Origin of the sequence: Nesterenkonia lacusekhoensis (assembly GCF_017876395.1) — a bacterium.
In the GTDB taxonomy this organism is placed as follows: domain Bacteria; phylum Actinomycetota; class Actinomycetes; order Actinomycetales; family Micrococcaceae; genus Nesterenkonia; species Nesterenkonia lacusekhoensis.
The window spans coordinates 1,197,190-1,210,891 of sequence record NZ_JAGINX010000001.1; the positions used below are offsets into that span (position 1 = coordinate 1,197,190).

The 13,702-nt window shown below is 67.2% G+C and carries 10 protein-coding genes and 1 tRNA gene; 9 read left to right on the forward strand and 2 right to left on the reverse strand.

Annotation, left to right across the window (positions count from 1 at the left end; all coding sequences use genetic code 11):
• Nucleotides 1-270 precede the first annotated feature (270 nt).
• From JOF45_RS05685 to JOF45_RS05695, 3 genes are all read left to right on the forward strand, one after another.
• Nucleotides 271-939 carry a vitamin K epoxide reductase family protein gene (locus JOF45_RS05685; protein ID WP_210048439.1) on the forward strand — a complete coding sequence of 223 codons (669 nt, stop codon included), beginning with the start codon at nucleotides 271-273 and terminating at the stop codon, nucleotides 937-939.
• A gap of 133 nt (nucleotides 940-1,072) precedes the next feature.
• The gene (locus JOF45_RS05690; protein ID WP_210048441.1) at nucleotides 1,073-2,170 is read left to right on the forward strand and encodes an S-(hydroxymethyl)mycothiol dehydrogenase; all 1,098 of its coding nucleotides are present in this window, start codon (nucleotides 1,073-1,075) and stop codon (nucleotides 2,168-2,170) included.
• 46 nt (nucleotides 2,171-2,216) lie between these two features.
• Nucleotides 2,217-2,852, forward strand: coding sequence for an MBL fold metallo-hydrolase (locus JOF45_RS05695; RefSeq protein WP_210048443.1), 636 nt, complete (start codon nucleotides 2,217-2,219; stop codon nucleotides 2,850-2,852).
• Between the two features lie 118 nt (nucleotides 2,853-2,970).
• Here the strand turns inward: JOF45_RS05695 and JOF45_RS05700 are convergent, their stop codons facing one another.
• Complete coding sequence (locus JOF45_RS05700; protein ID WP_210048445.1) at nucleotides 2,971-3,729, reverse strand: lipoate--protein ligase family protein; 759 nt, start codon at nucleotides 3,727-3,729, stop codon at nucleotides 2,971-2,973.
• Nucleotides 3,730-3,889: 160 nt separating this feature from the next.
• On the opposite strand from JOF45_RS05700, the gene fdh reads away from it, so the two are divergent.
• From fdh to nrfD, 3 genes are read left to right on the forward strand one after another with little or no spacing between them, the layout of a single operon-like run.
• Nucleotides 3,890-7,189, forward strand: a complete 3,300-nt coding sequence (gene fdh, locus JOF45_RS05710) for a formate dehydrogenase (RefSeq protein WP_245324147.1) — start codon at nucleotides 3,890-3,892, stop codon at nucleotides 7,187-7,189.
• Nucleotides 7,189-8,196 (forward strand): 4Fe-4S dicluster domain-containing protein, encoded by a 1,008-nt coding sequence (locus JOF45_RS05715; protein ID WP_210048449.1) that lies wholly within the window; start codon nucleotides 7,189-7,191, stop codon nucleotides 8,194-8,196. The genes fdh and JOF45_RS05715 overlap by 1 nt, the downstream gene beginning before the upstream one ends.
• Nucleotides 8,193-9,260: an NrfD/PsrC family molybdoenzyme membrane anchor subunit gene (gene nrfD, locus JOF45_RS05720; protein WP_210048451.1), complete on the forward strand. Its 1,068-nt coding sequence runs from the start codon at nucleotides 8,193-8,195 to the stop codon at nucleotides 9,258-9,260. Before JOF45_RS05715 ends, nrfD begins: the two co-directional genes overlap by 4 nt.
• Nucleotides 9,261-9,277: 17 nt before the next feature.
• On the opposite strand, the gene selD is transcribed toward nrfD, so the two are convergent.
• Complete coding sequence (gene selD, locus JOF45_RS05725) at nucleotides 9,278-10,300, reverse strand: selenide, water dikinase SelD (RefSeq protein WP_210048453.1); 1,023 nt, start codon at nucleotides 10,298-10,300, stop codon at nucleotides 9,278-9,280.
• A 122-nt stretch (nucleotides 10,301-10,422) separates the two neighbouring features.
• Between selD and JOF45_RS05730 the strand changes: the two genes are divergently transcribed.
• From JOF45_RS05730 to selB, 3 genes are all read left to right on the forward strand, one after another.
• Nucleotides 10,423-10,517 (forward strand) — tRNA-Sec (locus tag JOF45_RS05730).
• A 32-nt stretch (nucleotides 10,518-10,549) separates the two neighbouring features.
• Entirely contained in the window at nucleotides 10,550-11,908 is a 1,359-nt protein-coding gene (gene selA / locus JOF45_RS05735) for an L-seryl-tRNA(Sec) selenium transferase (protein WP_210048454.1), read from the forward strand.
• 1 nt (nucleotide 11,909) lies between these two features.
• Entirely contained in the window at nucleotides 11,910-13,697 is a 1,788-nt protein-coding gene (selB, locus tag JOF45_RS05740) for a selenocysteine-specific translation elongation factor (RefSeq protein WP_210048455.1), read from the forward strand.
• The last annotated feature ends 5 nt before the right edge of the window (nucleotides 13,698-13,702 follow it).

The window sequence follows — 13,702 nt, forward strand, 5'->3', positions numbered from 1 at the left end:
TGTTGTCTCAAAAACCTTGTCTTCTCAGCTCTGCCGGGACTCGCCGGGCGCTGCCCCACTATCTGGGCGCGCTCTGCACGGCTGTCCGGCCGTCCGTCATCACTGGCTGTGGTGCCGCGTCTCTTCCGCGGCGACTCGACGGAATGTCCAAAGCCTTCTCGATACTCGGGTGTGGTCCGCATCTCGATAACCCCCAGTATCGCACACCTGCCCGGAGCCGCCGGCATCACGGCGTCGTCGGTGCCGAGCACAGGCGCGTAGAATCGCAGTATGGCAGTTGAGACGACGCCGGGCGTGTCGCAGGGCACCCCCGAGGAGCCGCGGGCAGGCCGGAGCAGCACTGCCGGGCAGGCAGACGTCCCCCACGTGGCGCGGGACCGCGGGCTGGGCCTCTGGCTGGTGATCACCGGACTCGTCGCCGCGGCGGCGACCTTCCTGCTGCTCTACGAACGCATCCAGCTGTGGCAGGACAGCAGCCATTCCACTGCCTGCGACATCAGCCCGTGGGTCTCCTGCGGCCAGGTCATGGAGTCCTGGCAGGCCTCGACCTTCGGCTTCCCGAACATCTTCATCGGCGTGGTGGGCTTTCCGCTGATCATCGCGATCGGCGTCGGACTGCTGGGGCGTCTCCTCCTGCCCCGCTGGTACTGGGTCGGCCTGCAGGCCGGGGTGCTCTTCGCCCTGGGCTTCTGTGTGTGGCTCTGGTCCCAGGCCGTCTACGTGATCGGGGCCCTGTGCCCCTACTGCATGATCGTCTGGGCCGCCGTCATCCCGATGGCCGCCGCGGTGACCGCACGCAACATCATCTGTGGAGTCATCCCTGCCGGAGAGGGCCTGCGGCGGGCGGCCCGCGACTGGTGGTGGGTGGCCGCGCTTCTGCTCTACCTGGCGGCGGCCGCCAGCATCATCGTGGAGTTCCCACAGATCCTCACCTTCTGATCAGTTCTTCTTCCTCCCCTGACCTGGACGTTTCGCTAGCCGACCTAGCCGGACAGCATCTGTTCAGGCGTGGGGGCGACTGCCAGAATGAGGGTGCACCTACCTGTCTGCACACACCTACTGAGGAGATGCCATGTCACAGACCGTCAATGCTGTCGTGGTCAAGGAGAAGAACGCCCCGGCGGTCGTCGAGCAGATCGTGATCCCGGACCCGGGACCCGGCGAAGTCGTCGTCGACGTCCTGACCTGCGGCGTCTGCCAGACCGATCAGCACTTCCAGCAGGGCGAGGTGGGAGACAACTTCCCCTACCTGCTGGGCCACGAGGCCACTGCTCGAGTCTCCGAGATCGGCGAGGGCGTGACCAACGTCAAAGTCGGCGACAAGGTCATCCTGAACTGGCGCGCCGTCTGCGGCGAATGCCGCGCCTGCGCCAAGGGTGACCTGAAGTACTGCTTCAACACCCACAACGCCGCACAGCCTATGACACTGACCGATGGGACCGAGCTGGAGGCCGCGCTGGGCATCGGCGCCTTCGCGGAGAAGACTCTGGTCCACTCCGGCCAGTGCACCGTCATCGATGACGTCGACGACTCAGCCAACGCCGCGGTGGGCCTGCTGGGCTGCGGAGTGATGGCCGGCATCGGCGCCGCGATCAACACCGGTGAGGTCAAGCGTGGAGAGTCGGTGGCCGTCATCGGCGCCGGCGGAGTGGGCACTGCCGCCATCGCCGGAGCCAAGCTCGCCGGAGCGACGACCATCATCGCAGTGGACCTCGACCCGCGGAAGCTGGAGAAGGCCGAAGAGCTCGGTGCGACCCACACGGTCAACTCGAAGGAGACCGACGCAGTGGAAGCCATCCGAGAGCTGACCGGCGGGTTCGGCGCAGATCTCGTGATCGATGCCGTGGGCATCCCTGCCACCTATAAGCAGGCCTTCTACGCCCGCGACCTGGCTGGCCGTGTGGTGCTGGTCGGTGTGCCGGATGCCTCCCTGACCCTGGAGCTGCCGCTCCAGGACCTCTTCAGCCGCGGCGGATCGCTGAAGTCCTCCTGGTACGGCGACTGCCTGCCGTCCCGCGACTTCCCGATGCTGGTGGACCTGTACCAGCAGGGCCGTCTGGACCTGGATGCCTTCGTGACCGAACGGATCACCCTGGACAAGGTCCAGGAGGGCTTCGACACCATGAACCGCGGCGAGGTGCTGCGCTCCGTGGTCGAGATCCAGGCCTGAGCCGCATCACGTCCCAGGAACACCCCGCAAGGATGAGGAGCACAGCATGAACGCACGTATCGAGCACCTGGAGACCTCCGGAACCTTCTCCCTGGACGGCGAGACCCACCAGGTGGACAACAACATCTGGATCGTGGGCGACGATCAGGAGGTCATCGTGATCGATCCAGCCCACGACGCCGAGGCCGTGGAGAAGGCGGTGGACGGCCGTCGGGTGGCCGCAATCCTGCTCACCCACGCCCACGATGATCACATCGGCCAGGTCAAGGACGTCCAGGCCCGCATCGGCGGCGACATCCACCTGAACTGGGAGGACAAGGTCCTCTGGGAGCAGGTCTACCCCGACGGGGAGCCGGATGTGAAGATCTCCGACGGAGACACCTTCACCGTGGCAGGAACGACGCTGAAGGCGCTGCACACCCCCGGCCACTCCCCCGGCTCCACCTGCTACTACGCGGCAGACCTGGAGGGTGGTGTGGTCTTCGGCGGAGACACCCTCTTCAACGGGGGCCCCGGCGCGACCGGACGCTCCTACAGCAGCTTCGAGACCATCGTGGATTCGATCCGCACAGTGCTCTTCGCTCTGCCTGAGGACACCGCCGTGAAGACAGGCCACGGTCCTTCGACCACAGTCGGTGCGGAGAAGCCCACCGTGGATGAGGCTGTGAAGAACAACAGCTGAGGTCTCAGCCGCTGAGCATCTCAGAAGCAGCACGACCCCGGGCACGGACCGCTGTGCCCGGGGTCGTGCTGCGTCCGCCGCCGTGCCGTCGGCCACCGCGGCCGGACGGAGGGGCAGATCAGCCCAGCGGGCCCGGGGTGCCCGGTCTCAGCTCCCAATGCCGGCGATAGGTGTCCACCACGGCCTGCTCCACCTCGGATATGGTCAGCCCGGGGAGCAGATCCGCGGCAGCCCCTGCGGTGAGAGGATCCCATTCCAGGCCCAAAGCGTCATAGGCCTCGGTGAGCACGCGGCGGATGGGTGCACCGTCCTCGACCACCACAGAGGTGGAGAACAGCCAGCCGGAGCCGACCTGACGCTGGGCGGTTCCCACAAGTTTGATGCGGACATCCGGCTCTCCGGGCATCACCGCATGGACGGAGTGCTCCCCGTAGCAGTACTCCGCAGGGATGGGCCCCAGCAGCGCATCCACCCCACAGCGCTGCAGCGCCTCGACGAAGAGCGCTCCGAACGCACGGAAACGGTCCTGCGACTCGCGGATCGGGTCTGGATCCGGCTCGATATGGTCGATGACCAGTGAACCGCCATGGTATGCGGCGGCACGTCCTCCGGCTCGGCGCACCAACGGAGCGAATCCGTTGTCGGCGCAGGCCTCGACCGCGGCGCGAAAGCCCGGCAGCTTCTGGTCCCGCTGGCCGAAGGCGACAGTGGGCAGAGGCTGATAGATGCGCAGCATGGGGCCTGTGGCCAGCGGGTCGTGCGGATCCTGGGCATATCGGCGAGTGCCGCGGAGCAGCTCGATGGCCAGATCGAGATCTCTGGAGGCCCCGAGACTCTCCGGCTGCCTATAGAGCAGCAGCGACCCGGCTTCACTCATGAGAAATGAGTCTACGGTCCCTGCGCTCACCTGCTGAAATCTCGGCCGCCCTTCTGCGCCCGCCCGCCGGCACACCGCCCACAGCGCACCGCCCACAGATCTGCCGGGCAGCACTGTCAGGTCCTCCCTGACGGCACTCACAGCTGTTAGCATGAGCCCTATGGCACGGATCACGCCTCTCGAATGGCCCGTCCTCCGTCAGCTGCGCTCCCGGGATTCCACCGGCCGCGGCGCTGCTGTCACGTCGCAGAAGACGCGCCGGACCGCTCCGCGGACCGAAGATGCCGACACCGTGGTGCAGAGCGTCTGCCCCTACTGCGCGGTGGGCTGCGGGCAGAAGGTCTATGCCAAGGACGACCGTGTCATCCACATCGAAGGCGATCCAGACTCACCGATATCCCGGGGCAGGCTGTGCCCCAAGGGAGCGGCCAGCGAACAGCTGGTCAACTCCTCCGGCCGCCAGACGAAGGTCCTCTACCGTGCACCCCGAGCCCGGGAGTGGGAGGAGCTCGATCGGGACCGGGCGCTGAATATGATCGCCGACCGCTTCGTCGAGTCGCGCCGTCGTCATTGGGAGGATGAGGACGAGCATGGCAACCCAGTGAACCGGACCATGGGCATCGCCAGTCTGGGCGGAGCGACCATCGACAATGAAGAGAACTATCTGATCAAGAAGCTCTTCTCGGCTGCCGGCGCCGTCCAGATCGAGAACCAAGCCCGCATTTGACACTCTTCCACGGTTCCCGGTCTGGGAACCTCGTTCGGGCGCGGGGGCGCCACACAACCCCAGCAGGATCTGGCCAACGCCGACTGCATCATCATCCAGGGATCCAACATGGCCGAGTGCCACCCCGTCGGATTCCAATGGGTGACAGAGGCTCAGCAGCGCGGAGCGCGCGTGATCCACATCGATCCCCGCTTCACCCGCACCAGCGCTGTGGCCGATAAGCATGTCGCTCTGCGTGCCGGCAGCGACATCGTCCTGCTCGGTGCGCTGATCAACTACGTGTTGAGCAACGACCTGCACTTCGACGAGTACGTCCGGCACTACACCAATGCCGCCACCATCGTCTCGGAGGACTACCAGGACACCGAGGACCTGAACGGGCTCTTCTCCGGGTATGACCCACAGAAGGGCACCTACGATGCGACGTCCTGGTCCTATGCTTCCCGCGGAGATGACGAGAAGGTCGAGGAGCCTGGGACAGAACCGGAGAGTGACGTCGCTGAGCCGCATGAATACGGCGCCGGCGGCCCGGCGCTGCGGCACGCGGACGTCGCGCGGGACGATTCCCTGCAGGACCCCCGCTCGGTCTTCCAGCTGCTGAAGCGTCACTACCGGCGATACACCCCCGAAATGGTCGAAGAGACCTGCGGCATCTCTGCTGAGGACTTCCATTACCTGGCGGAGTCGATCACGAAGAATTCGGGTCGCGAACGCACCACGGCGTTCTGCTATGCCGTCGGGTGGACCCAGCATGCCCAAGGCGCCCAGTTCATCCGAACGGCCGCAGTGTTGCAGCTGCTGCTGGGCAATATGGGACGTCCCGGCGGCGGAATCGTCGCCCTGCGCGGCCATGCGACCATCCAGGGCTCCACCGACATTCCGACGTTGTTCAACCTGCTTCCTGGGTACCTCCCCATGCCGGAGGCAGGTCAGCACGACAGTCTGGAAGACTTCACCGGAGCCATCGGCTCAAAGCTCCAGAAGGGCTTCTGGGCCAACGCGGATGCCTACACCGTGAGCCTGCTCAAAGCGTGGTTCGGCGACGCCGCCCATGAGGGAAATGACTACGCCTTCGAGTATCTGCCGCGTCTGACCGGCGCCCACGGCACCTATCAGACGGTGGAACGGATGCTCCGGGACGAGCTGGACGGATACTTCCTCGTCGGGCAGAACCCGGCAGTGGGTTCAGCCAACGGGAAAATGCAGCGCATGGGCATGTCCCACCTGAAGTGGCTGGTGGTCCGTGACTTCAGCCTCATCGAGTCAGCGACATGGTGGAAGGACGGCCCGGAGATCGAGAGCGGCGAGCTGCGCACCGAAGACATCGACACCGAGGTGTTCTTCATGCCGGCGGCCAACCACACGGAGAAGGCCGGATCGTTCACGCAGACTCAGCGGCTTGTCCAGTGGCGGCACCAGGCTGTCACTCCGCCCGATGACGCTCAGAGCGAGCTGGAGTTCTTCCACGAGTTGGGCAGGCGCATCCGTGCCCGGGTCGCGGACTCCTCTGACCCGCGGGACCGTCCTCTGCTCGATCTCACCTGGGACTACCCCACTGATGAGCATGGGGAGCCTGACCCCGAGTCTGTGCTCCGAGAGATCAACGGATACTACGTCAGCGGCCCGGACGCCGGCACGCCGCTGTCAGCCTTCACCCAGATGCGGGCCGACGGCTCCACTGCCGGAGGGTGCTGGATCTACACAGGCATCTTCGCTGACGGGGTCAACCAGGCGGCACGGCGCAGACCGGGCCATGAACAGGATGAGACCGCAGCCGAATGGGCATGGGCCTGGCCCGCCAACCGGCGCATCCTGTACAACCGTGCTTCGGCTGACCCGGAAGGCCGGCCGTGGAGCGAACGCAAGAAGCACGTCTGGTGGGATCAGGAGAACGGGCGGTGGACCGGCCGCGACGTCCCCGACTTCCCCGAGACGCTCGCTCCCGGGACGAAGTCACATCCCGATGCCGGAGGACCTGATGCGTTGGCCGGCGATGATCCGTTCATCATGCAGGCCGACGGCAAAGGGTGGCTCTTCGTACCCAACGGGCTGGTGGACGGCCCGATGCCCACTCACTATGAGCCTCCGGAATCGCCCATCTCCAATCCGCTCTATGAGCAGCAGAGCAATCCAGCCAGGATCACCCTGCCCCGCCGTGACAATCTGCTCGCGCCCTCGGCCGCTCACCGCGGCTCCGAGGTCTACCCGCACGTGTTCACCACCTATCGCCTCACCGAGCACCACACGGCCGGAGGCATGAGCAGGTTCCTTCCCTACCTCTCAGAGCTGCAGCCGGAGATGTTCTGTGAAGTCTCGCCGGAGTTCGCAGAGCTGGTCGGCCTTGAGAACTACGGATGGGCCACCATCATCTCTCCACGCTCGGCCATCGAAGCTCGCGTGCTGGTCACAGACCGTGTCCGTGCGCTGACGGCCGGGGGCAGACGCATCCACCAGGTGGGCCTTCCCTACCATTGGGGCACAGGGACGGATGCAGTGGTCGAAGGCGACGCCGCCAACGACCTGCTGGGCATCACGTTGGACCCCAACGTGCAGATTCAGGGATCGAAGGCCGCCCAGTGCGACGTCATCCCTGGACGGCGACCGCGCGGCCAGGCGCTGCTGGATCTGGTGGAGAGCTACCGACAGCGAGCAGGGATTACCGTGGAGACAGGCAACCAGAAACTCACCGCGCCCTACCCGCAGCCCGAGACTACGACCAGCGAGGAGGATTGATGCGCTCGCTCACCGAAGACCCCGCTCGCAGCGCTGAAGCCCACGGGGAACGTGCCCAGGAGCGGAAGTCATTCTTCACCGACACCTCTATCTGCATCGGCTGCAAGGCCTGCGAGGTGGCGTGCAAGGAATGGAACCGCAACCCGATGGACAGTGATCTGGGCCTGCTGGAGTCCTCCTACGACAACACGGGGTCACTCGGTGCCAATACGTGGCGCCACGTAGCGTTCGTGGAGCAGGACCAGGAACGCATCCAGGCTGCTCGGGAGTCCGGCAGAAAGCTCGTCAGCCTCGGCATGCCAGGGGTGGGGCCGCCGTCCTCGTCCGGAGCCCCCGGCCCATCCGGGGACAGAGACACCACTCCCCCGGACACTGCTGAGTTCCGCTGGCTCATGTCCTCAGACGTGTGCAAGCACTGCACCCATGCCGGCTGTCTGGACGTCTGTCCCACCGGAGCCCTGTACCGCACTGAGTTCGGAACGGTGAAGGTCCAGGAGGATATCTGCAACGGGTGCGGCACATGTGTGGGCGGGTGCCCCTTCGGCGTGATCGAACGCAGGGACGAAGGCATCATCCGCGCCAAGACGGAGCGGAACCAATCGCGCTACGCCCAAGAGATCCCCAACGAGGGTACTGCCAATAAGTGCACGTTCTGCCATGACCGCCTGGTGGACGGGCAGACACCGGCCTGCGCCCAGACCTGTCCGACGACCTCGATCAAGTTCGGCGAGCACACCGATATGGTCCACCAGGCCCGTGAACGCGTGGCTCAGCTGCACAGCGAAGGCATGACCGAGGCTCGGCTCTATGGGGCCAACCCTCAGGACGGCGTCGGGGGCACAGGGTCGGTCTTCCTGCTGCTCGACGAGCCGGAGGTCTATGGCCTGCCACCCGATCCGCGCGTGCCCACCAAGGACCTGCCGCGGATGTATAAGCACACTGTGGTCGCCGCAGCCGGCATGCTCGCCGCGGTCGGTGCCTCCTTCGCCTGGGGAGGCCGTAGATGACGACATCGCCTCATGACAGCCACCGACCGCCGGAGACTCGCCGCAGCCGGAGGAAGGGGCAACGGGCTGAGGAGGGCGCTCGGGAAGTCCCGCTGGTGGAGAAGCCGCAGTTCTCCTCCTACTACGGTCGGCCAGTGGTGAAAGCACCGCCGTGGGGTGACGAGATCGCGGCCTACCTCTTCCTCGGCGGCCTGGCCGGAGGATCATCGCTGCTCGCCGTCGGCGCCCGGTGGACCGACCGGCCCCTGCTGCGCCGTAACGCCCGGCTGACCGCACTGGGGGCCGTCGGGCTGGGGACCGCTGCATTGATCCACGACCTGGGCCGGCCGGAACGCTTCCTCTATATGCTTCGCACGTTCAAACCGACCTCCCCCATGAGCATGGGGACGTGGCTGCTGAGCTCCTTCAGCACTGCGGCCGCCGTGACGGCGGCCGTCGAAGTGGACCGGTTGTCGGTCTGCAGGCTTCCTCTCGGGCCGGCGCGGCGTGTGCTGCGTGTATGCGAGAGTCCGGCCGAGGTCGGCACCACGCTGCTGGCCGCTCCTCTGGCGAGCTACACCGGCGCACTCTTGGCCGACACCGCGGTGCCGACGTGGAACGCCGGTCGCGACGAACTGCCGTTCCTCTTCGCCTCCTCAGCGGCACTCGCCGCGTCTGGAGCGGCCCTGGTCTCGACGCCGCCCGGGCAGACTCAGCCCGCCCGGGGGCTCTCCGCCGCGGCGGCCATCGGTGAGGTTGCCTCGATGAAGATTATGAAGAAGCGGATGCACCCGGCAGAGGCCGAGCCGTTGGAGAACGGCGCGCCCGGCACGATGCTCAGATGGGCCGAACGGCTGACTCTCGCCGGCACCGCCGGATCGGTCCTGCTGGGTGGGCGCCGTCCCACGGCAGTACTCAGCGGTCTGCTGCTGCTGGGCGGCTCTGCTCTGACCCGTGTGGGCATCCTGCGCGCGGGCATCAGCTCAGCAGAGGACCCGCGGCACACGATCGAGCCGCAGAAGGATCGGCTCGAGCGGCGGCGTGCACGAGGAGTGGTGGACGACTCGATCACCACAGCTGGCTGAGACGTGCGGTCCGGCGGCTACCTGACCTCGATCAGGGTCTGAGACTCCTCCGGCAGCGCTGTGGTGTGTCCGATGACCGGATAGCCCGGGACCTCGCCCACCACCAACAGGCCGCCGGAGGTCTGTGCATCGGCCAAGACCAGCAGGTCTTCTTCGGTCACCTCTGCTCCGGTGGACAGATGGTCGCGCACCCATTCCAGATTGCGCCGCGTCCCGCCGGAGACGTAGCCGTCCCGCAGCGCCTCGGCGGCACCCGAGACCAGCGGGACCGCTGCCGAATCGAGGCGGGCGCCCACTCCTGAGCCGCGGCACATCTTGTAGAGGTGGCCCAGCAGGCCGAAGCCGGTCACGTCGGTGGCAGCACGCGCCCCGACGGACTGAGCGGCTTCTGAGGCCTCCCGGTTCAGCGTGACCATCGTCTCAACCGCCTCCGCGAAGACCTCCCCTGTGGCCTTATGACGGTTGTTCAGCAGTCCCAGCCCCAATGGCTTGGTCAGCGTCAGCGGCAGACCGGGCTCTGCGGCGTCGTTGCGCAGCAGAGATGCGGAATCTGCCGTCCCGGTGACGGAGAGGCCATACTTCGGCTCCGGATCATCGACGGTATGACCACCGATCAGCGGGCAGCCGGCCTGCTCCGCGACAGCCAGGCCACCGCGCAGGACCTCCGCCAGCAGCTCCATCGGCAGAGTTCCCCTCGGCCACCCGACCAGATTGATCGCCACCCTGGGGGAGCCTCCCATGGCATAGATGTCGGAGAGAGCATTGGCCGCGGCGATGCGGCCCCAGTCGTAGGCGTCGTCGACCACCGGTGTGAAGAAGTCAGCCGTGGAGAGGATGGCGGTCTGACCGTCGAGGCGCACTGCCGCGGCGTCGTCACCGTTGTTGAGCCCGACGATCACCTGGTCCGCCTCCGGCGTGCCGAGACCGCTGAGCACCTCCTCGAGCTCACCTGCGGGGATCTTGCAGGCACACCCGCCTCCGTGTGCGTAGGTCGTCAGGCGGACTGCTCCGGTTCCAGCTGAAGGTGCACGCTCAGTCATACCGCGAGTATAGGAGAGGCCTCCTCCGGCGGCCATACCCCGTCCAGAGGGCAGGAATCTCGCGCTGACCAGCATGAACTGCGGCACTCCGTCCCCGCCGCCGACGTGGTAATTTGAGCCGTGGAGGTGTATGGGTCCTGGTGGGCTCCGCGGTCTTCAAAACCGTTGAGACCGAGTACCTCGGTCTGGCGGGTTCGATTCCCGTCCACCTCCGCCAAACCTGTTCCCACCCCGACGAGGAGGCTGGACGTGGTTGAGGAGGATCCCCGGCGTCGAATCCCGGGAACGGACACGGTGCTGGCGCATCCGCAGGTGCGCGAAGCCGCACACAGACTCAGCCGTCCCGTTCTCCAGCGGATCGTCCACCAAGCACAGAGCCGTGCTCGCAGCGGGAGCATCTCCCCAGAACAGGTCCTGCCCGAGGTGCTCGCCCAGCTGGAGGGCCTTCGCCCGTCTTCCCTCCGTCCGGTCATCAACGCCACCGGCGTGGTGGTCCACACCAATCTCGGGCGGGCGCCGCTCTCCCCAGCGGCTCGCCAAGCCATCGTCGAGGCCGCCGGATACGTCGACGTCGAGATGGACCTGCACACAGGCCGTCGGTCCCAGCGAGGAGCAGCCGCCCACCATGCGCTGCTGGAGGCCTGCGGCCCAGCGGAGGACGCCCTCATCGTCAACAACGGAGCCGCGGCGCTCGCCTTGGCCGCCGCCGCTCTGGTCGGGGCAGGAAGCGTGATCATCAGCCGTGGTGAGCTGGTCGAGATCGGCGCGGGGTTCCGTCTGCCCGAGCTCATCAAATCGACAGGAGCAGAGTTGGTGGAGGTCGGCACCACCAACCGGACTCACCTCCAGGACTACGCCTCGGCGGTGGAGGCACTGCCTCAGGGTGAGCGCGCCTGCATCCTGAAGGTCCACCCCAGCAACTACCGGATCGCCGGCTTCACCTCCGCGGTGCCCACCGCCGAGCTGGCCGAGCTCGCGCAGCGTCACGGACTGCCGCTGGTGGTCGACGCCGGCAGCGGTGTCCTCGAACCCGAACCCGTTCTGCCGGAGGAACCAGACCTCAGCGGTGTCCTCTCAGACGGAGCTGACCTGGCCATCGCCAGCGGTGACAAGCTCCTCGGAGGCCCGCAGGCCGGGCTGCTCCTGGGCTCCACCGAGACCATCGCTCAGCTGAAGCGCCATCCCCTCGCCCGGGCGATGCGCACCGACAAGCTGACCCTGGCCGCACTGGAGGCCACGCTCACCGCAGGTCCCGCCCCGGTGACCACATCGCTGCATGCGGATCCGGAGGATCTGCTGACCAGGGCACGGCGCATCGCTGAGGCCGTAGGTGCTGACGTCGTGGCCCATGACGGGCGGGTCGGCGGCGGCGGTGGCGCTGAGGTCCCGCTTCCCGGCTGGGCGGTCCAGCTGCCGGAGTCGGCCGCTGAGCCTCTGCGCTCCCACCTTCCTCCTGTGGTGACCCGGACCAGCGATTCCTGGTGCCTGCTCGATCTGCGGTGCGTCCCCGAGTCCGAGGATGAGACCGTGCTCGAGGCGGTGCGCTCAGTCCTTCAGGACCTGCAGGCCACGCCGTCTGGAAGCACACCCCTCGGAGAGGACGTGTGACATGTATGTGGTCGCCACAGCCGGACACGTCGATCATGGAAAATCCACGCTGGTGCGCGCGTTCACCGGCACCGAGCCGGACCGCTGGGATGAGGAGCACCGCCGCGGCCTGACCATCGATCTGGGCTTCGCCGCGACCACGCTGCCCTCTGGCCGGGGCGTCTCCTTCGTCGATGTTCCAGGCCACGAACGTTTCCTGGGCAATATGCTCTCCGGACTGGGGCCCGCACCGGTGGTCTGCTTCGTGGTCGCCGCCGACCAGGGGTGGCAGGCCCAGTCCAGTGATCACCGCGATGCAGTGGCCGCCCTCGGCGTCGATACAGGGATGATCGTCATCACTCGCACTGACCTGGCCCCTGACCGTGTCACTGACGTACTGGCCGAGGCTCGTGAGGAGCTGGCCGGCACCGCCCTGCAGAACGCGCCGGCCGTCGCCGTCTCTGCCGCCACGGGCGAGGGGCTGGACCCGCTGCGGTCGACTCTGGATGAGGTCCTCTCGGCGGCGGAGACTCCCGCGGTGGACGGACCGATCCGGCTCTGGGTCGATCGGGCCTTCAGCCTGCGCGGGGCCGGGACGGTGGTCACCGGAACCCTCGCAGCAGGTCGCCTGGAGCGTGAGCAGCGCCTTCATCTGCTCGGCGCGGACGTGGACGCGCCAGTGACGGTGCGTGGCCTGCAGTCTCATGGCCAGGACGCAGCCGCAGTCCGAGCGGCCAACCGCGTGGCCATCAACCTGCGGGGCATCTCTGCCGAGCAGCTCAGCCGAGGCGATGTCCTTCTGACTCCTGATGCCTGGCACCTCACTGATGCTCTCGATGTCCGGCATGCCTCGGGCCAAGACTTCTCGCAGACTCCGCAGAGTGTCACCGTCCACATCGGGACAGCGGCCGTGGCTGCCCGGTGCCGCCCCTTCGACGACGACCACGCCCGCCTCACCCTCAGCCGTCCGCTGCCGCTGCGGGTGGGCGACCGACTGCTGGTCAGAAGCTCCGGGCGCCGGACCGTCCTGGCCGGAGCTCAGGTCCTGGATGCCGATGTTCCGCCGCTCACCCGCCGCGGTGACGGAGCCCGACGCCGGCAGACCTTGGCCCAGATGAGCAGCTCCGGCGAGCTCTCCGATGAGGTCAGACGTCGCCGCGCCGTCACTGAGGAGCACCTGGTGAGGATGGGGATCCCCGTACCTGAGGCGCTGCCGAGCGCGGTGCGGCGATGGGGCGGCTGGCTGGTGGATGCCGATCAGGCCTCCGCCTGGATGCGACGGCTGCGCACGGCGACCGAAGCCCACCTGCACGAGCATCCGCTCTCAGCGGGGCTGTCCCAGGGCGCGGCCGCCGACGCGCTGAAGCTGCCCGATCCGGCTCTCTTGGGCCCGGTCATCCACGAAGCCGGACTGCACCAGAGTGCCGGCCGCATCAGAACCGGTGACGGCCCCCGGGACCTGGGGGCGGCGGAAGCCTCACTATCCGTGCTGGAGCAGGAACTGAAGGAACGACCGTTCTCGGCTCCTGAGGCGGACCGGCTGCGAGAACTGGGACTTCACGATCGCGAACTGGCCGCAGCCGAACGTCAGGGGCGCCTGCTGCGGCTGCCCGGGGGCGTGGTCCTGCTCCCGAGCTCGCCCGCACGTGCTATGCGAGAGCTGACCTCGCTGGAGCAGCCGTTCACCGTGAGTGCGGCACGTCAGGCCCTGGGTACCTCACGCCGCGTTGCCGTGCCGCTGCTGGAGCACCTCGATGCCCGCGGTTGGACCCGGCGAGTGGACAGCGCACTCCGCGAGGTCGTCGTCTAGGTCTC